This is a genomic window from Flammeovirga aprica JL-4, from assembly GCF_012844305.1.
Taxonomy (GTDB): domain Bacteria; phylum Bacteroidota; class Bacteroidia; order Cytophagales; family Flammeovirgaceae; genus Flammeovirga; species Flammeovirga aprica.
This window is the reverse complement of the sequence record NZ_JABANE010000073.1, coordinates 1-21,258: the sequence shown is the minus strand read 5'-3', so window position 1 is coordinate 21,258 and position 21,258 is coordinate 1. Positions and strand designations below refer to the sequence as shown.

General features: G+C 35.5%; 11 protein-coding genes. 3 read left to right on the top strand and 8 right to left on the bottom strand.

Going from position 1 to position 21,258, the window contains the following annotated elements:
* Positions 1–135 precede the first annotated feature (135 nt).
* Positions 136–5,820, bottom strand: a complete 5,685-nt coding sequence (locus HHU12_RS22470) for a PKD domain-containing protein (protein ID WP_169658987.1) — start codon at positions 5,818–5,820, stop codon at positions 136–138.
* Positions 5,821–5,839: 19 nt separating this feature from the next.
* A complete protein-coding gene (locus HHU12_RS22465) occupies positions 5,840–6,910 on the bottom strand; it encodes a PorP/SprF family type IX secretion system membrane protein (RefSeq protein WP_169658986.1) in 1,071 nt (356 codons plus the stop codon).
* 428 nt (positions 6,911–7,338) lie between these two features.
* Between HHU12_RS22465 and HHU12_RS22460 the strand changes: the two genes are divergently transcribed.
* Both HHU12_RS22460 and HHU12_RS22455 read left to right on the top strand, forming a co-directional pair.
* On the top strand, positions 7,339–8,652 hold the full coding sequence (locus HHU12_RS22460) for a caspase family protein (RefSeq protein ID WP_169658985.1): 1,314 nt from the start codon (positions 7,339–7,341) through the stop codon (positions 8,650–8,652).
* 11 nt (positions 8,653–8,663) lie between these two features.
* Complete coding sequence (locus tag HHU12_RS22455) at positions 8,664–9,659, top strand: hypothetical protein (RefSeq protein ID WP_169658984.1); 996 nt, start codon at positions 8,664–8,666, stop codon at positions 9,657–9,659.
* Between the two features lie 202 nt (positions 9,660–9,861).
* On the opposite strand, the gene HHU12_RS22450 is transcribed toward HHU12_RS22455, so the two are convergent.
* On the bottom strand, positions 9,862–10,206 hold the full coding sequence (locus tag HHU12_RS22450) for a hypothetical protein (RefSeq protein ID WP_169658983.1): 345 nt from the start codon (positions 10,204–10,206) through the stop codon (positions 9,862–9,864).
* Between the two features lie 203 nt (positions 10,207–10,409).
* On the opposite strand from HHU12_RS22450, the gene HHU12_RS22445 reads away from it, so the two are divergent.
* Positions 10,410–10,607, top strand: a complete 198-nt coding sequence (locus HHU12_RS22445; protein WP_169658982.1) for a hypothetical protein — start codon at positions 10,410–10,412, stop codon at positions 10,605–10,607.
* A 479-nt stretch (positions 10,608–11,086) separates the two neighbouring features.
* On the opposite strand, the gene HHU12_RS22440 is transcribed toward HHU12_RS22445, so the two are convergent.
* From HHU12_RS22440 to HHU12_RS22420, 5 genes are all read right to left on the bottom strand, one after another.
* Positions 11,087–17,074 carry a starch-binding protein gene (locus HHU12_RS22440; RefSeq protein WP_169658981.1) on the bottom strand — a complete coding sequence of 1,996 codons (5,988 nt, stop codon included), beginning with the start codon at positions 17,072–17,074 and terminating at the stop codon, positions 11,087–11,089.
* Between the two features lie 519 nt (positions 17,075–17,593).
* Positions 17,594–18,202 (bottom strand): DUF3226 domain-containing protein, encoded by a 609-nt coding sequence (locus HHU12_RS22435; protein WP_169658980.1) that lies wholly within the window; start codon positions 18,200–18,202, stop codon positions 17,594–17,596.
* A 1-nt stretch (position 18,203) separates the two neighbouring features.
* Positions 18,204–19,313 (bottom strand): AAA family ATPase, encoded by a 1,110-nt coding sequence (locus HHU12_RS22430; protein WP_169658979.1) that lies wholly within the window; start codon positions 19,311–19,313, stop codon positions 18,204–18,206.
* A gap of 60 nt (positions 19,314–19,373) precedes the next feature.
* Positions 19,374–19,868 carry a hypothetical protein gene (locus HHU12_RS22425; RefSeq protein WP_169658978.1) on the bottom strand — a complete coding sequence of 165 codons (495 nt, stop codon included), beginning with the start codon at positions 19,866–19,868 and terminating at the stop codon, positions 19,374–19,376.
* Entirely contained in the window at positions 19,861–20,667 is an 807-nt protein-coding gene (locus HHU12_RS22420) for a hypothetical protein (protein ID WP_169658977.1), read from the bottom strand. Before HHU12_RS22420 ends, HHU12_RS22425 begins: the two co-directional genes overlap by 8 nt.
* Between the last annotated feature and the right edge of the window lie 591 nt (positions 20,668–21,258).

The window sequence follows — 21,258 nt, the reverse complement described above, 5'->3', positions numbered from 1 at the left end:
ATCCCTGTCCTACTAATCATCAAAAATCTCCTGATTTCTAAATACTATAAACATTCAAAAACTTAGTATTTAGATTCACTTTTATGTATCGTGCACCAGATTCAAATCTTAGTACACGAAACATATTAATATCAATTACCGCACTACCGTTACATGAGTTGCATCTCTATGACGTGTCCCAAAGAATTCACTGTCATATTCAATAATGACAGTATAGACTGAGCTCGGTACTAATTTATTCTGGTAAGTTCCATCCCATCCAGTACCTTTTTCTTGTGCTTCACTTGAATTTTTATAGGTATTATGGAAAATGATTTCTCCCCAATTATTGTATACCGTCATCTTCATATTGACTGCATATTTTGAACGGATCAAAAATTCATCATTTACGCCGTCTCCATTAGGTGTAAAAGCTGTGGGGTTGAAGAAAATTGGTGGACATCCTCTTGTAACATTCATTGTCGTAGTGGTCTCACAATTATCTTCTGTGGATGTATCTACAATGCGTACTGTATATTCACCTCCATCATACCTACTTACTGCTGATGTAGTTTCATTTGTATCTTCCCAATAATACACATAACCTTCACCTTCCGCTGCTTGGATAACTATTTCTCCTAAATCCTCAAAACAGAATAAGGTGTCCTGAACAGTAAATTCAGGTGGTAATGGCCTGTGGATAAATTCATACTCATGTGTAATCAAGCATTCAATACCTGAGATATCATGTGTCACTAAATTGGTCAATGTATAAAATCCAGGTTCTGATAATGTTACTTTAGGACCTGTTGTTCCGTTGGACCACTGATATTCCCCTAATGTCCCTTCAAAACCATGAATCGTTCCATCCAATAAAATGCTATCTCCTTCACAGGCATAGTAAACAGTTTTTTCAGGTTTTGGTAGATTAATTCTATGGATTGTAACACTATCTTCGGTTAAACAGCCGGTATCATTCCATGCTTTTACAGTGTATACATTCACATCTTCATCAGGTGTTACAGTAATGCTTGAGGTAGTTTCACCGGTACTCCATTCGAATACTGTTCCTCCTGAAACAGACAGTGTTGTAGAAGCATCTTCACAAAGATAGAAATCCTCCGATTGATCTAATACTGGATAATCGCTCACATATACTTCTTGTACCACTTCTTTTACACAGCCTTTCAATGATTCAATCACCAATTTGACTTTATAAGTGCCTGCTTTAGCATAAGTAAAAGTTGGTGCTAGTTCGGTGGAACTTATAGTTGTTGAATCATTTTCCCAATCAAAGTACCATTCGAAACTTTGTACAATTGTCGGGTTGTCACTGATATTTTGATCACTTAGTGTGGATGTATTTGTAAAAACTGTGGCATCACCAATACATACATCGGGTGCTTCAAAACTCACTTCCGGCAATGGATAAATCGTTATGTTAGCGGTAGTTGTTGAAGAAGCACAGATATTATCAGCACTCACGGTCAAGTTTACGGTGTAAACCCCCGCCTTGTCAAATTTATAGTATGAGATAGAATCTTCTGTAGAATAACTATCTATATATTGGCCATCTAATAAAAATTCCCAAGTATATTCTTTGATATCTCCTGCCGTAAAGGGAGTAAAGTTAGATTTACTGCCATCAAAAACAGCTGAATCTAATACACACACGGGTGCTAAATCACTGATTACAGCAGTTGGGGTAGGCACGAATTTCACGTTGAATGTTCTGGTAGAATAACCTACTTTGGTATCAGTATGGTCATTTTCACTCTTCACAAAATCTTTATAAACGGCATCTACCCATATTTCTAAAGTATAATTTCTACCTTCAACACTGTCAGGATTGATTTCAAAATAATCTCCAGAAGTACCATAAGTGAAAGTTGCCGTTTCGTTTGTTCCGCCTTTAGAAGCAGGAATATTTTGGCCATTCACACTCCATTGGTATTTTGTGGTGCCTTTATAACTGTATTTCTCAGGTATCTCAACATCGGCCACTTCAAAATCTTCATCATAACCATTGACAGTATATTCTTGATCAGAAATACAAACTACAATATCATCAATTTCAAGTTCCGGTTTTTTGAAGACCGTTATAGATTCATCAGTAATGGCATCATAATTACATTTTGCCTCTACTCCATCTCCTAAATCCAATGTAGATTCAAAGATTAGCTTTGGAGAATAAACCCAATTAGAATCATTGTTATAAGTGAATGTTTGCAGTGAATCCATTCCTTCATAACCATCTCCAGAGGCCCAAATGTAACCTATGGATTTTACTTCACTTGATACAAAAGCCGGCAATGCAATCATCTCTGTGGTCAGTGGTGCATACCCTGCCTTTTTATTAATATAAAATGATCCGCTTACCCCTTTCACACTAATGGCAATAGGTTCTGAAACACTCGAACAATCTTGCTCATCAATTGTTTCTAGATAGACCTCATAATCTCCCGGACCAAAGTAGTACTCCAATTCACCAACGTAAAGTTCAATTGTATTTATCGTCAAACCATCCTGAACCACATACCAATTCCATTGTGAAATAGGCACATCAGATCCATTATAATATTTTCTTAAAAGCGAGTTTCCTGCTGTACCATCTGCATTATCAATAAAATCCACTTTTGCAGGACAATCCAGTACGGTATCTGATGCGGTAAACCTTGCTTCTCCAATCGGTAATTCAGGTACATCAAAAGTGATGGAATCTACAGATGAACATCCATTATTATCTGTAATTTCCAACTGCATTGTATAGGTTCCCGCTGTAAATGAATCAAACCTAAATACGTTATCCCATCTACTGCTTTCACTTATAGAAGATGTTTTACCGGAAGGATCCCTCATTTGCCACCTGTACTTTGCATAATAAGGAAAATACACTGTGGTATCTGAAATATTCGGATCGATATAAGTCTCTATATAATCGCATTGGAAATTGAAATCAATATATTCTGAAACATCCTTTGAGAAATCTATAATGGGTTTTGTCACCGTTGAGTAATAAGTATTTGAATTGATTTCACAATTTGTCAAATCTGATGAGACAGTAACATAAACCCTATTACTTTCACTTTGTGGTATATTCAGTTCATCATAAGTATATTTTAATGATGGAATATCTTTACCTGTACCCGACTGTATCATTTCATCATTTACATACCAAGCCCATACTGGATTTGGTGCTTCAATTCGTGCTCCTGATTGAATGTAATAGGTTACTTCCTCTCCTAAACAAGAGGAATAGGATGAACTTGTTACTGTAAAGTCCATTGCATAAACCATTATTTTTCCTTGTGTTACAGTTTCTGTACATCCATTATAATAGCTAGCGATGAGCTGTATCTCCCACTCTCCTGCTATATTAAAATCGATATAAGGTGTTCTGCTGTAACTTGTATATGAATTACTATTCGTGGTAATATTCTTGAATTTCCAATAATAATATCCGGGTTCATCTACTTTAGGATCAAAAAACAATCGTGTTCCTTGACATATCTCTGCTGGTGATTGGTAACTTTCTATATCATCATAAGATGTGAAGTCCCAATGAATATCAATGGGTTCTGGTTTTGTCGCTATTGAAATTGAAGATGTAAGGCTGTGAATACAGTAATCTGGAGGAGTGACTGATGGAATTGCATCTTGATTTTCTATGGTCAATGTCACTTCTATATTATCGCCGTAGTCAATATCTAAAGCTTGAAATGATGGATGGTTGACAATATCTTCATCAATGTCTTTAGTCACAATATTAGCCGTATCTAGACCAACAATTATCTCCCAAACATAATCACTATTTACGCCTGCACCCTCCGAAACATTTTTAATGACAATTTTGTCAGGATTACACAATTCTGACACACCTAATTCAAATTTAGCTTGTGGCTCAAGAATCATGATTTTTTTATACACTGGATTTCCTTCACAACCATCTTGTACTGCTTTTAAGCCCACATTATATTCTCCTGGCTCAAGGTGGTCATAAGTTTGAGAACCATCTTTACCGAAAGAAGAAGTCCACGCTCCATTCCCAAAATAATCCCACAGATAGGTTACTTCTTCCTCATCAATACTTCCTAAATCTGTTGTATTATTAAAGTTGACGAGTGCTCCATTACAAAAGTCTGGCCCATCCAATACTTCAAAATCTACTTTCACAGGCTCACCAACTTTCAACTCTGCAGAAGCCGTAACGGTACACCCTGCCTCAAACTGAATAGAGACTGTGATATCATAGATATCTGCTTCAAGGTTCACTAGGCTAAAACGTTTATTTTTACCTGAAATAGTATTTCCAGTAGTTCTTCCCACTGCTTCCCATTTTCTTGAAACAGAATTATCGTTCAAAGGGAAAAGGTTTTGTTCTAGCTCATAACCAATATCCAATGTATGTGGAGAACATGCATCAAATACATCAATAATATTGGCTGATATAGGATAAGAATACAGATCTATTTCATTGATAACACACTCACCTGCATCATTCGCCACCAATTCTATCGTGTGCTCTCCATAACCACTTAAACTAAAAGTGGGTGTAGGTTCGTTTTCAAACCTCCTCGATTCAGTCCCTTTTACCCTCCAAAAATAATTATTGACATCATGAAGGTTCTGAATAGATAGATCAACTGAAAAGTTATCGGTACAGAAAATTGTGCGGTTGGCTTTGATTTTTATATCAGACAAACGCATTGGAGGTACTTCTATGACCTGAGAATACGTACAGTTTTTACCGATTAAAGCCGTTACAGTATAGGATACTGTGTAGCTTCTAGTATTTGTAAAGTTATGTACTACCTCATCATGGTAACTTGAAACTGTTCTACTACCATCTCCAAAATCCCATGTAATATTTTGGTTTTGAAGGTTTTCAGGCAAACTTGGTATAAAAGTAACCGGATAAAAAGCACAATAGGTTTGCGGTAATTCATAAGAAAACATATCGTTACCCACATCTAAAGCAACAGGAACTGTGGCCGTCTGAGTACATCCGCCATAGGTTGCTTTTACTGTAACAGTATACTGATCTCCATTTGCAATTTCAAAGAAATGTGTAACCTGTGCTCCTGTTCCAGTATTACCATCGCCAAAATCCCATTCATAAGACATACCACTATTCACTGCTAGACTGTCTTCTGCAAAAATAGCAGATGCTTTAAATGTTTGATTGACAGAAGTTGCACAGGAGATCACTTCCATAGGATTGATACTTGGTATGATCAGTTTTGAAATTGTAATGTACTCTTGAATAGGCTCAATATCACAACCATTCGCAGTACTACCTTTTATAATAGCAATATAGGGTTGCTCTCTAGCTGGCAATGCCCTTGATATTTCACCTTCATCAAGCACCTGTCCATTTAATATGAATTGTACTGAACTTAATTCAATGGAGGATTCAACGGTGAAAGAAACTTGCTCTCCATCACATCCAGCGGTAATACTTGGTGTAAATGAAACTTCAGGCGATTTGGATATTTTGATTACTGCTTCCAATGATTTCGACGTTCCGCCTTGAGTAAAAGAAACTACAAGATTAAATGTCTGTTCTTGGTCCGTTTGAAAAGTGTGAAATGGGTTCTTTTCTGTAGAAGTATTGGAGTCTCCAAAATTCCATGATATGTTGGAGACCGTTCCTTTCCCCTCATCATCAATATAAAAATAGGAATAATAGGTTTTACATCGATCTATCGTTTTTTCTGTAATATCCTCTCCTCCAGACATTCCTTCACTTCCACTTGCCATTATTTTTTGAGCAATTGAATAGTGAGGCAAACAGAAAAGTACAACCAGAAGTATTATGTTATAAAAAAGTTTGTTTTTCATGTTGTTAGTTTGCTGTAATTTAAATGAATGGAACCGGGCATTTTGCATGACTCGGAATCTCTTTTTTAAGGTTTCTTTTCTTATAATAATTAGGATAGAAATTCAAATCATAACGGATAGAAATTTCATGTGAATTTCCCTCTCCTACTGTAAGGCCACCTATTGGAAAATCAAAACTGTAACCAATAATAAAACGTTTTACCTTCACTCCAGACATCACTACCACAGCATCCTGATTAAACTGTGTCGGGTGATCGTTTTTCTTAATTGGTATTCCTCTATACCACATCCCGAAAATGATTGGATTATAATTGACACTCGCTCCCAAACTCAACTGATTACTTGTTCCTTGTGACTGATAATGCATCATTAAACTGATGGTTTTATCATCATAATTGGCAATTGCTCCTTTCCATTTGTAAGACAACGGGATTCTATATCCAGCATTCACACTCAATCGCAATGGAAGTATATCAGCACCATTTTGAAGACGTGAAATATTGGGCTGATTCATATGATAAACCGAAGCACCTACCCAAAAATGATTGGCATAAAGCATCAGTCCTGAAGATATATCAGGATAGATTTTATTCTGATCTGTTAAACGGTCAGCAGTAGAGTTACCAATATTACCATCTTGATCTATCTGATCATCAAATATTAAATCATTAAAGCCTAAAGTAGATTGCTCAAACCCACCTTGCAAACCAAAGCTCAGATTATATTTTTCATTAAGTTTTAGATGATATGACCCTGTAAAATTCATAGAGAACCGAGTCATTGATGTCCCTGAGGTCACACCCAATACATCTTGATGTGCCAAGAAACCTACGCCAATATTCTTCCGTGGAATTGGTGTATCAAAAGAGGCTAAAAAATTACTGTAATTCAATGGAACTCCAACCCATTGATTACGATAGTTTAAGTTTACTCTGCCATCACCGCTGGTTCCTGCCAACGCTGGATTAAGATAGAGAGGTGAGGCGTAATATTGTGATAATTGTGCATCTTGAGCTTGAATATTATAAGGAGAGAATAACAATAGCATTGCCGAAAGACACACAATTACTTTAAGTAATCTAACACGCATAGTTTTGCTTTGTACTAAAAAATTGTTTGCTGTGCTGTTCAAAGCTAAGCATTATTTTACTTATTTTTTGAATTTCATGTAAATTTTGTAAGAATGAAATGATTTCCCCCTTTTATCAAAACAAATTTGAAGCTGATTGTTTTTTAGTCCCTTACTATTAAAATTTTGTTTACTAATTACTAAATAACGCATAATATTATGATGTCATTATCATAATACAAACAAGAATTAATAATAGATATTACTTCAAAAAATATCAATTAATACACCTCATTTCATTGTGCTGAATGTTAAAGGTTTAGACAGTTTAAATATCCTTATTTTCTTTTTGGAGGCAAATCCAAAATTATTAAATTAAAGCCACAACATGTTATTGTTAAGCTTCAAAACTAGATAATACTAACACCATTTTACTTCATGATTCTAATATGATACGTTGTCTTTTATATTTTTTAATAGCTATTCCTCTAAACATCTTCGCTCAAAACAATGGTTCTGAATATACAAGAGGAATGAAGATTGTTTCGAAATCTGAATCAGTCATCAATAAAAGTCAAAAATATGCACTTATCATTGGCAGTAACACTTATAATGCCCCCTCTTGGTCACAATTAAATAATGCTGAGTATGATGCAGAAAGCGTTTATAATACTTTGAACGAAAGGTATGATTTTGAATGTCAATTATTGAAATCCCCTACTAAAAAAGAACTACAACAAGTATTTTTATCTTATCATGAGGTATTGAAGGAAAATGACCGTTTTCTAATATATGTGGCAGGGCATGGTGATTATGACAGCAAATATTCAAAAGATGGTTTTATCGTTTTTAAAGATTCAAAGGCTGTAAAGGAAGACCGGCTTCATGAAACTTATTTGAGTTATGGCACTTTTAAAGATTGGCTTGATGCCTTACCTGCCAAACATGTAGCCCTTGTCCTTGATGTTTGTTTCGGTGGTGCATTTAATGAAAATTTAGCCAAAAGTCGTTCAAGAACTGGTGTTTATTTTGAAAAAACTGCTGATGATTTTATCGTTCAAAAACTAAAACATCCCACTCGTGTTTATTTAACTTCTGGAGCTTTGACACCCGTAATGGATGGCAAAAAAGGACGTCTTTCTCCATTTTGCACACGTTTTATTGAAGCACTTACAGGAGGTATAACATCAGAATTTCCCATTACACTTTCCTCTATATATCAATATCTAAATAAAAATATTTCAGAGGCAGTATATGGTAAATTTGGTAAAAACTATCCTACTTCTGAATTCATCTTTGGGTTTGCTCATGGAATGTCTACGGAAGAAAAACCAACTTATATAGATACCAAAAAAGCAACAGTTTCGACCTCTCCCAAAACAAAAAATAAAGAAGGTTTAGCAATAGCATTCAATACAAATACAGACCTTTTTGGTGAGGAATATACTGCATTTCTACCAAAGCTAAAATCAGAAATGAGTACATATAAGTGTTATTTTCCGGAAGACAAATCGAATGCCTTCTATACGATAAATATTCAAGCTACAACAAGAGAATATAATAATCCATACGGGAATTATTTTAGCTATGTTGATATTGAAATTTCAATAAAAGAAACCTATTCAAATAATGAAGTTTATAGTAATGTAATCCATAAAAAAGGAGGTAGCAGAAAAAATTATCAGGTTGCTGGCCAAGAGGCTTACAATGAACTTGCTGAAGAATTAGGACAACTATTTAAACAAGTAATTATTAATAATTAAAACTATAACAAATGAGATCTATTCAAACAATACTCCTCTTCTTTCTTTGTATTACAGCCAATCACGCCCAAGTAAAAAAAGTGGCTATGCTCGAAACCATCACTGTATCTGAAGATGTAGGGCTGATGGTTAAAAACATGGTAAGGGGTGAACTCACAAAATCGATTAGTATGCAAACGGGTTTCGAAGCATTTACGAGAATGGACATTGACCAAATGATGAAGGAAATGAATTTTCAGGAATCTGGTATGGTATCAGAGGAAGGACGAGAAAAACTAGGAGCTATGTCCGGTGCTGATTACGTCTGTGTATCTAAAGTAACAAGAGATAATCAATCCTATTATCTAGAAGGTTTTTTAATTGACTTACAGACTGGTAGAATAGAAAACCCTGCCACTTCCTATGTTGAAGGTAGTACGTATCAAGTAAACCAAGGTTGTCGAAAAATGGCTATGGAATTAGTAGGTCTTGAAATCACCGAAGAAGACCTTCCACAATCAGCACAAATTCAAGGTACTGAACCAGGTTCTTATAGCCCTACCATTCAAATTTTCAGTAACTCTAAAGACCCTGTTTTAAAAACAAATTACGGTGTAACAACAAGTGTAATTGGTTTTTGGGATGGAGGCGATTGCATTATTGAGATCAATGGCACATCTGGAAAATTTGTCAGAATGGAAGCTTCATCCATTTACAGGTCTACAAAAGGTAACTACACAAAACTTACAATTGGCTCTGCGAGAATTAAAAATATCATCAAACATAATGATCAAGGAAAATGGACTTGCAGTTTTTTATGGGTAACAACTAATCAAGGTTATGTTGTAAACCCATCAAATAGCAACTCTAAATATTCTTATTGGGATAACACCGCAGAGCTTTCCTTATCTTCTGATGGAATGTCTATTATAGTAAAATCAAAAAATCCATTATTGAAAGATAGCGAATATGAATTATTCTCATTTTCAAGAACAGAACCTGTAGAGGCAGAGATGATTGAAGAATAAAAACTTCTTTTAAAAAACATGTTGCTGACTCATCAACTGAGTCAGCTTCTTAACCAATAGTGCAAGTGTAAAAAGCCATAGACACCACTTGTGTCTATATTTTTAAGAACTCTATAGACTCCCTACCCCACGCACCAATGCATTTGCAAGGAAATTTGATAATTCTAGAAGCTGCAATTAAGTTGTCTTTATGAACATTATATCAAAACCTTCTTTCTCTTTTTTGTTTTTTATCAAGAATATAATAGGTTAACATGAACAGAGGAGTATTTATATACATTACCCAAAAATATTTATTGTCTTGAAAATCTGATGCAATAGTCATCATTGCAATGGACAAAACTCCTAATATTATTCGAATAATAAAGCGATCCTTCAAAAATAAAGACGTAACTAAAGCGACTACATAAAAAACATTTGCAAGTATAAAATCCTCTTCTGTTTTGATAATAAACAACCTACTAAATTCAATTCCACTAACCATAATACTCAAATGAAATAAGAATGCTAAAATTGCGACTACCAATAGAATAATAAAGTATTTCATAAATATTTGTTACAAGTCTAGATAGAATATTTTCTATTGAAAATCTCTATCGCAAATGTTAAGCCGTAGGTGTCAATTGTATCCAAAAATGGAAGAATTCTCAGGTCTTCAAAAATAAAAAACATAAGGTGTATCATACAGTAATATATCTTAATCTGACCTTTAAATACCGTTATTCTTAAAGATGTTTTTTATCTTTGGCCATGAAAAATACAAAAAAGACATTTATCGAAAAAGATAGTCCGAGGTCTTTGAAAAAGATGGAACTAAAAAGATTACATAAAAAATTAAAAATGGATCTTAAGTTTGACCCCGACAATAGAAAATTAAAAAAGGAATATGAAAGGGTGAATAATCTTTTAAAGCCTAAAGCGAAGAGAAAAGATATACCAAAAAAATAAAGTGACTGTAGTAAGTGAAAACTTGACTTACTCACATTACAAGATTGAGGAGTTTACACAGTTAGTGGTACACTCCTTTTTTTTATAATAAATCAAAGACTCACTATCCAATTAGTGGACCTACCCCAACTGGCGCAAGTGTTAAGCCGGAGGCATCACTTGTGTCTACAAATCGGAAAAGTCTCCAGACTTCCGATTCAACAATAAAAATGTTTGTTTTCTTGAGCTGTCACAATTGGTTTCATATTTAGAATGTTTTTGAAAATGATTTTTATTGGTACACAAAAATAGGATTGAAATATTTATTTAGGTTTCTATTTTTTTGTCTATCGGAAGTCTGGAGACTTCTTCAATTGTAAGACACAAGTGACGTCTTCGACTTAACACTTGCGCCAGTAAAAATACACTCCTTTTTTTTATTACAAATCAAAAAAGCACATAGCATTTCTACTATGTGCTTCAATATGAATTATAAGTCTTTATTTACGAATAAACTTCTTTGTGATGACCTGATCTTTCACTTCAATTCTGATTAAATGTAAACCAGATGAAAAACCTTGGGTATCCAATTTCAGTTGTTTATTTGAAACATTAAACTGATGTCTTTCTGATGAAATAATTTTACCATTAAGATCGAAAACCATGATCATGGCCTCTAATGCATTTTGAGCATTTAAATCGATCGTCAATTGTTGTGTTACTTCTGTAGGATAGACATTCACTTGTAATTCTTCTTCAAGGTCAAATCCCAACCGAGTTGCACTTTGCTCAGGATTGGAGTTGTACCAAACACCATCTTTGTACCATCCCTCATTGGTTCTGGATAAATCTGCTGTTTGTGCTCCGCTACCGTTATGGAAAAGTAAATTGGAAGAAGTGGCACCTTCAATCGTGAACTTATACCAACCGTTTCCTTCATCTATCATATTCTCTCCAGGCCATGCTGAAGATGCCCCGTTGGAAGCACTCCAATAGTGAATTTTTGTGCTATTTCCCCATGAACTTTTGAAGTGTACTGTCAAACCTGTTGGATCGATTGGCTTTTGGTCGTACCACTGTCCATCTCTGTACCAACCTGTTGCGTTTCTTGTCAAATCAGGAGATTGATAACCTGCATTATTATGGAATAATAGTTTGATGGAGGCTACGCTTGATGGGAACTCGAAAGACCACCATCCATCTGCTTCTTCTGTCATCGTTACACCCGGCCAAGTTGTACTTGTGATGCTTCCTGCTGGCACCGCACTCCAATAGTGAATCAAAGGATTATTTACACCTTGGAAGTAGACTGTAAAACCGCCTGTTGCTTCAGTTACTTCATACGTTGTGGATTGAGTTGCTGATGTATTTCCAGATGCATCTACGGCAAAGGCTGAAACTACGTGAGTCCCTACGGTGTTTAATGTAACCGATACGCTACCTACTCCTGAAGGAGATGATGTGGTAGGTGTAGTACCATCTACAGTATAATAAATTGTTGGAGCAACTCCTGAGTTATCAGAAGCAGTAAGGGTTACGGTACCTGATCCACTGAATGTTGAGGAGGGCGTCATTCCCAATGTTGGATCTGTCTCATCCACTCCTGTATTGATTTCTACCCATTGTCCATTCTCATAGCCTTTACCTTCATTGCCACAAGTGCTCATATCACCTGTTTGACCACCTCCACTGTTAGAGAATATAACATTGGCACAAGTACCGCCTGTGACTTCATATTTCATCCATCCGCTTCCGATTTCTGGAGCAGAAACCATGGCAACTCCTGGCCATGCCACTGGATTTTCTTCTACCACAGTACCATTTTGAGCCACTTCCCAATAATACACATGAGAATATCCTTTTGCATAAATCGTAAATGACTGTACAGGATTGAATGTGTAAGTCGCTGTTTTTACTAAAGAAGCACCTTCTCCATTGTATGCGATTGCTTTTAAAGTCACCGTTTCTCCTTCTACTCCTTGAACAGGAATACTGCTTGTATAAGGTGTTGAGGCTTGAGTTGGCTCCGTTCCATCCAATGTATAATAAAGAACACCATCATGCGTGGCACTTAGCGACACATTTACACTTCCACTTGAGAAATTACCTCCATTTGGAGAAATCATCACTTCAGGCTTTTGAGGACCTGGGCAATTTCCAGGACAAGTATCTGTCCATTGACCGTCTTTGTACCAACCTGTTCTTTCTCTTGAAAGGTCATCTGATTGTGCTCCACCGTTGTCATTAAATACAATTCCTGTACTTAAAGCTGTCACTGATGCTTCATACCAACCATTGCCGATATCTGTCATTTGAACACCCGGCCAAACTGTATCGTCAGAAACACCAACTGGCTCTGCATCATAGTGATGCATATTGGCAGAACCCCAATCCGATGGCTTGTAGAAGTAAACTGTTATTGGGTCAATTTGACCAATAGAATAAGACTTTGTTGCTGACCCTGTACGTCCTTCAGCATTGACGCCTACCGCTTTTACAGTTGCTGATTCAGTTAGGGTGAAAGGTCCAACATAAGCCGTCCAATTCATATAATCTGCTGGATCTGCATTCTCATCCAAAGTGTAGTAAATACTAGGATTTGGATCGTCAGCATCTACTGCTGAGATAGAAACTGTAATGCTGTTTTCGTCATATCTTGTATCAGGAGAGATCGTTAGCACTGGTCTAGAAACGAAAGTATAGTTTTTACTGTATAATAAAACAATGCCTTCGCTGTCTGCATTAAATGAAACCTGACCACCTGCTACTACCTGCATAGCTCCTGTGTAATGATCTACAATCGTATCGCCTTCTTCATAATATTCAGAAACATTGAAAGTCACATTACCTTGAGCACCCACAGCTACAATAACACGGTCTGCAATTTCCATTTCTTGATTGTTATAATCACGAACAAAAGTATACGGTGCATCTCCAATTTTTTGGTGAGAACCTGCTCCCACTGCTGGGTGATCTCTACGGAAAGTACCCAACTTCTTCCACACTTCATGTTGGCTTGTATTGAAGTTGCCCCAGTTCATATCAGAACGCGTATTTTGCTCTGCGTCACTCCAGTTTCCTTCTGGACGACCTGTTTCATCTCCATAGAAAATTTGAATACCACCTGGTAATAATAAGAAACCTGGCGCGGCAGACTGTAAGCTATTTCTGTCAAACAATGGCACTACATCATGAGATGATAAGTAACTTAATGAGTTCCAAGTTGGGTCGTCATTGATTGTTGCATATTCAGAATACAGTGATTCCAATGAAGAAGCATCACGTGATGAAACTCTCGCATCATTTTTCAGGTTGAAGTTGATCACAGAGTTGAATTGACCGTCTGTATGGTATTCCGATTTGTTTTTACCGTGACCCCATACTTCAGCCGTCATCCAGAACTCTAAATCATCCATTTTCTTTTCAGGATTTTCCGCTTTCCAATCTTTTAAAGCTTGAATGGCATATTGCTTCAATCTAGACCAACGGTCCATTTCAACGTGCTTGGCTGTATCAATTCTGAATCCATCAATACCGTATTTTCTCACCCAATCTGTCAACCAGAAAATCATATAGTTGGAAACTACTCTCGGCAGGCCAGTTGCATTAAAGAAAGCATCTAATTCCGCTTTTTTCTGATCTAATTTTCCTTCTTGTGTCCACTTTGTCACTAAAATTGGTGGAATACCCACTTCTCCTGCATCTTCTGTTTTCAAGTCTGGTAAGAAACCAACACAGTTATCAATTCCACCTCCTGAAGAACAACCATCATAACCGTCAATATCTGGGTGACGCATCCAATCAGGACCCCAATAGTTTGAAATCCAAGTTCCTCCGCTATTGTAGTCTACAAATTTCTCGTGGTAAGAATGCCATGATTCTCCACCTGCAGGTTGCCAAGATCTCCAAGCCGGATCCACAGAACCGTAGTTGTATTGTTCCATATCTTGCATGGTCACGTAACCTGTATGATTCATCACCACATCCACAACAACACGGATTCCTCTGCTGTGTGCTTCGTCTACAAACTCTTGGAAATCTGCTTCTGTACCCATGTTCTGATCAATTTCAGTCCAGTCCATGGCATAGTAACCGTGGTAACCGTAGTGACGGAATGAACCATCAGAACTACCGCCAACCCATCCGTGCATTTGCTCTACTGGAGAAGTAATCCAGATGGCATTGACACCGATAGACTCAAAATAACCTTCACGCAATTTGGCTGTCATACCCTTCAAATCTCCACCATGGAATTCACCCGCTGAAGAATCATCCGTATAGTTTTGGCCATTACCGTTTTTACCTCTGTTATAAGAATTATTATTCGATGCATCTCCATCATAGAAACGGTCAGTCATTGTAAAGTAGACCGTTGCGTTATCCCAAGTAAATTTCGATTTCTTTGCTGGAATTGGAGTAATTGTATCATCATCATTCAAAGTATAGGTAGCAGAAACTTCCGGTGATAAAGTACCATTCAATACAGCAATTGCTTTCACAGTTGTAGTAGCTGTAATAGTCAAGGCTCCTTGATAAACTGCTGAAGAAGTAGAAGGCGTAGCACCGTCTAATGTATAGTAAAGTGTTGCATTTGGTGTGCCTGAAAGTGTTACTGCTATTTGATTATCAAAATTGGTAGACTGAGGTGAAATACTTGCAGTCACTTCCACAGGATCAACCACATCTGGACAATCCACTGTACAAGTCGATGAAACTGTACCTTGATCGTACCATCCTGTACCTGAAATTGTAATATCATCATCTTGATTTCCATTGAAATCATGGAAGACATAACTAGCTTCTTGAACACCAGGTAACGTGACTTTGTACCAGTCTTGTGTATCCGCTACTTTTTCCATGACAACACCCGGCCATTCTGTATCAGCACTCACACCTGCTGGCACTGCATTCCAATGGTGTGCATAAAGTGTTCCCCAGCCTGCAGGTTTTCTAACGTAAACCTCCATTTCTGGCAAAGGCTCACCTATATAATATTTTTGCTCAGCAAAACCTGTTTTTCCACCACTATCCACAGCAATTGCTTTTACAGTAGCTGTTGAAGATAAAGTGAAAGCACCAGTAAATTGAGTAGAAGAAGTAGTAGGTGTTGTTCCATCTGTTGTATAATAAATTGGCAGATTAATATCCTGATCATCCACTGCTGAAAGCGTTACTTGTACAGGAGTGTCTGATTGTAAAATGGAAGGATCGATGTTTACTAATGGTGCTTCATTCACACCCTCACCTTTATCCCAGATAGAATAATTCAATCCATCAGCTTGCAATACCCATCCGTTTCCACCTGGAGACCAAGAAGTATTACCAATACGCACCGCCACTTTATTATCAATAATCGCCGCATACCCGTTTCCATCCGATTGTTGGATGCTCACCGTACTGTTGTTGTAAATGCCATTGGCTTTACGCAATGCCACCATCTTCGCAATCTCATCATAAATTCCATAATCAAATAAATGAGAGTAGAAAACCATTGGTGAACCTGCATGCGTTAGGATATACGCATACCCTTGAAGAATTTGAGAGTTGGAACTTGGATCATTCGGGAAAGCCGAACCTGGGTGATCCCCTTGGCGAACTGGTTCTGTATCATGATTCTCAAGGAAAGTCACTGAGTTTTGAGGCCAAACCCCTGCCACACCTGGCATCTTACCACCATTGTTCAATGCACCATAATTGCCATTTACAGCCTCATGTAATGCAAATTTCAAAGGAAAATCAAAAGCCGTAGAAGTACCTTGTGTTCCATCCATCCAATTGATGATTGCTTGCGTATCGCCTGTCCAGTTTTCACCAATAGAAATATAAGGATTAGTAGCGTTATTGTATTCCGCAAAGAATCCTGCACCAAATCCATGAACAAAATCGTATCTCCAACCTGCATAACCAATGTCGGATCTCAGCCAGTTCATCCAATCTTTGATGGCTTGTCTGGTCTCGAAATCATTGTGGTTGATGTCTCTAGCTGCACTATAAGGCGTACCTGTATCAAAGTCACCACAACCCTGACCTGGAAATTGCTGATTCACCTCATCATCAGAAGTAATTGCATTACAGCCTAATGTAGGTTCACAGAAATCTGCCCAATCTGTACAACCAACTCTGTGGTTGATCACAATATCAGCAATAGATACGATGCCTTTACTGTTGAGGTGAGCAATTAAATCAATTAGTTCTTGTTGAGTACCATAGTTGGAATTAAGGTCATACCATTTACGTGGTAAATAACCTGCTCTATCCGCCGCATCAGAAGAAGGAGGCAACCATACCCCATCAATTTCTGCTGCTTGAATAGCGTTTACTTTGTTGTTTAAGTTGATCCACCAATCCTTAGAACTAGCATCAGCGGATTCCCAGTGGAAGCCTTGAAGGTAAACTTCTTTACCATCGGCCTGTTGGGAGTAGAGACTCGACATAGGTATGACAAGGCAACCTATCAATAAGAGCCATTGAGAGAGCATTAGTTTCATAATCATTTCATACAAAAATTGTGTACAGTATTGTAATGACGCCGGTCAATCATTACACTCATTTTGTGCTAAAGTAGATAGCGTAGGCTTCTCAATCGCACCGTTGAATTATTTTAGGGTTTCAAGAATCAAAAGCACGTGCCATTATACAGATTGGCACTTGATAAAAACAGTGTTTAAAGGGTTTTTAGGGGCTTTATTATTTAGTAATGCAGAATAAAGGAGAGTTGTATTTTTTTGATTTTTGATGTTCCAACATTTGAATTTGATTGGTGTATAGTGACTTGGTGAAGAGGCATTTTTTTAATTGAGACGTTTTTTTGGGGAGAAATCTTACTAATGTTCTATTGATACATAAAGATAACCTACTATAGATAATATAGTATTGTGTGATAAGGATATGATTATTCCTGCTTGACCACCTATTTGACCACCTATTTGACCACCTATTTGACCACCTATTTGACCACCTATTTGACCACCTAAATTAAAATAAATGCAGCGTTAAGTCAACGGTATTTATGTTAAATATTTCTCTAAAAAATCATATAATGGTTTTGCTGATTCAGCTTCTAAATCCCAATGATCAGTCAAATAAGAACGATTTGATTCAGCACATTTTTTTCTATTTGTTCCTAAAACATCTTCATAAGAATACATTTTAGTTTTATTGATTGGAACATTAAGAGGTGGATTAAAATTATCTTTAACAGCTTCTAAACATATTTGAAAACTACTAAAACAATTCAATACATCTAATTTATCTTCAGGAATAAGTTTTTCTAGTAAAGTTTCTAAGTCACCCTCTTCATTATGATTGGGAAATAAGAAAATATCTTCATTTTCAATATGAGAAATATTTATTTTCTCTAGTTCGTTTTGAAGGAAGGTTAGACTAGCTTCTTTTCCTCCATTAGGTTTACTTGTATCATCTGCATCAAAAATGATAATAGACTTTCTATCATTGAAGCTATCTTCTTCTAAATCTTTTTTCTTCGAAGGTAGACTTGTTTTTCCTCCAACATTGATAAATGACACATGCTCTTTTTTATCAGGAAAATGATAAGCAACAAAGTCTTCTAAAAAACGGATATCTGCATCCCCTTCTAAATATATTACTAACTCCATCTTATCTTCCTCTTAATTCGTTACCTAGTTCAATTTGTTTTTGAATCTCCTCAAAAGAATAGCTTTGAGCCAAATGTCCTTTTTCAGGGTGAAAGAGGATTCTATTCAATGTTGTTTCTTTCTTCGTTTGCTTCAATTGTTCATTATCCTCTACACTATTAATAAAAGATTCAAGTATTTCGATATTATGTGTAGTAATAAACAATTGAACATTTAATTCATTTGCTACGTGTATTACATGTTTCCAAATTTTTTCAAGAACACTATAATGTAATCCATTTTCAATTTCATCAATTAGACAAATTCCATCTTTCGCATTGAGCATGGCAACCACCAAACCAAAAAGTTTTACAAAACCTTCACCCATGGTTTTCAATGGGGCGATTTCTTCCCAACCTTTTAATCCAATCCCAATTTCTTCACCTAAGATCTCAATATCTTCAACAAGAGGTTCAATTTCATTTAAAACAGCAACTAACTCTGATTTTTTTCTCTTTTGAACGACATCTTTAGTTCCTGACAGCAAATTCTGGTAAGTAGGACTTGAGGGAACATAATTTACAAGTAAGCCTTTCTGAGTATCATTAAACTGAAATTCAAAAGGTGTTTTTTGATTAAAATATGTTGTGTCGTTATGTTGCCTTACAGAAATAGAACTTTTTGATTGTCCTGAAAAACCTTTATCACCTTTTCTTAAAAGACTTTCTTTTTTGGTAGACTTCTCCACTAATAATTTGACTCCATCTATTTCTAAGTCAATATTTTCAAGACCGATTAAATGACCTCCATTAACATCACCATTATAGGCTTCAAGTCTAACTCCCCACGACTTTTCACCTTCAAGAGCAATTACATCTGCATATTTTTGAACATTCCCTTTTGGAAATAAAAATTTCAAATCTTCTCCTTTGCGTACCCAAGACTGTCTAATTTCAAAAATTTCGATGATTGATCTAGGGTCGCCTTGTTTCGCTATTAAATACATAGCATCCAATAGCGAACTTTTCCCACTATTATTTTTCCCTACAATAAAGTTGATCTTCTTTAATCCTTCTACCGTAAGGGATTGTATACCTTTAAAGTCTTTTATTTCTAGTGTATCGAATGTCATTCTATTTGTTTTTTCTTTGAAAGTCAAATAATCTTGATTTTATAATCTGTCTTAGATTATTTATAAATCAGTTTGTTTTGCTGTTTGAATGATAAAATCAACAAACTCTTTTAGCAATTTAGTAAAAGAGACTATTCCAATTGTCGATAAAAAAATAATAAAGATAAAAAGAAGTGATTTCAAACTAAATTCAAAACTAGTGCTTAGAAAAGCAAGTTCCAAAGAGACAGTATGTTTATAAAAAAACATTGGGCTCACAAGTGCATCAATGATTATTAGGATAACAACAGATACAAATAAGTACAAAGTATTCTTAAAATTGTTTGTTAATTCATGAAGTAAAGTTTTTGATCTATCTTTTTCAGATGTTAATCTATATAGTTTTATAGAAAATTTAGAGCTTCCAATGATTGTTAGTGCTGTGATACAAAAACCTATAGTAATAGATAAAAAAGTAAGAATATAATTATACAATGGATCATTTTTGACTTCAGGTCTATTTGAACCAATAATTGTTACTATTAGAATAATTATTATGTATTTAATTTTACTCATTCTTTTCCTTCAATTCCTCTATTTCATTATATAATTTATCAAAAACACTTTGAATACTAAAATTCCCATGCTGATCAACTCTAGCTTTAAAGGACAGCTTTTTCATAAAAATTGATTCCTTAAAAATTAATTCTCTATTTTCACTATCTCTACCTTGAATAATTAAGTTTTTAATACTAACCTTATTGTCAAGTATATTTTTAATCCAATCAAAAGGTATATTCTTTTTATTATCAAATTTTAATTCTAAAGTTGCTACAGTAGGTCCATACATTTCGTCAATTAACCTTTTTGATAAAGGTATTGACCCGGAAAATAGATTTGGAACAGCAGAAAACTTCACCTTTGTTAACTCATTTAAATTTTCAAGAAATTCATTCTCAGAAAAAACTTCTTTTATGTCAATCTTATTTGACATAAAGATAAGATCAAAAAAATTTCTCAGCTTATTTTTTTTAGACTTAGAGGTTGAATCAATCCAAAGAATTCCGTTCTCAAAATCTACAAGTGCAAAATGTTCATTTGGTTCCACTTGATTACCTTTTCTAGGATTCCTTTCTTTTTGAGAGTTTTCTGCATTTACAACAAAATTCGGCCTAGGATTGGTTTTTCCATCTAAGAAATAAAGGTTGAGATAATCTTTATTAAAATCTTTTACCTCAATCTGAAATATACTCTTTCCAGAGTTATCAGAATATTCTTTATGTTTAGAGGACACATAATTATCTGAAAATAGTGAATGATTTAATCTATTGCCATCTACATATATTAAATAACTATAAAAAGTAATATTTTTCATTATTTGTATATTGTTATTTTCTAGAAATCAACCTATTGAAAAGTAAATCTCTAAGCTCAATTAAAGTTTCAGTTTGTTTTTGTAACAGTTATGCTTTTACATTATTCGAATTTAACATACTATCAAAAAGAAATTGGATCTGTTCTTTTGCTTGTTTGGGGCTGTTTTTTTGCCATACTTCCCGTTTCCTACTTCTATTCTTTCGTTTAATCTATTTTTATAGACAGCTATGTTTAATATTATTTGCAGTCCACTGAAGCCTCTTACAAAATCCATCTCTTAGATAGTTGATTTTATTCAATTGGTCGTTTTGTGCTACCGGCATTAAACTTAGGTAAAAACCTACGGTTTAAATATAGGCAGATTTCAATAAATACTATAACATAATACAGATTAAAATCTTGTTTTTAAGAGAAAATGACAATAACGGGATAATAGTATTGTGCAAATGAATGTATGGTAAGTGAGGTAATTGATGCCTTTCGCAAGTCGGGAGACTTGTCCAATTGTCAGTTCCAAGTGACGAACTGTGTTTAAAAGCAAATTTATTTCATAATTCAACCAAATTTTATTTTGGTTTTGTTTTTTGTA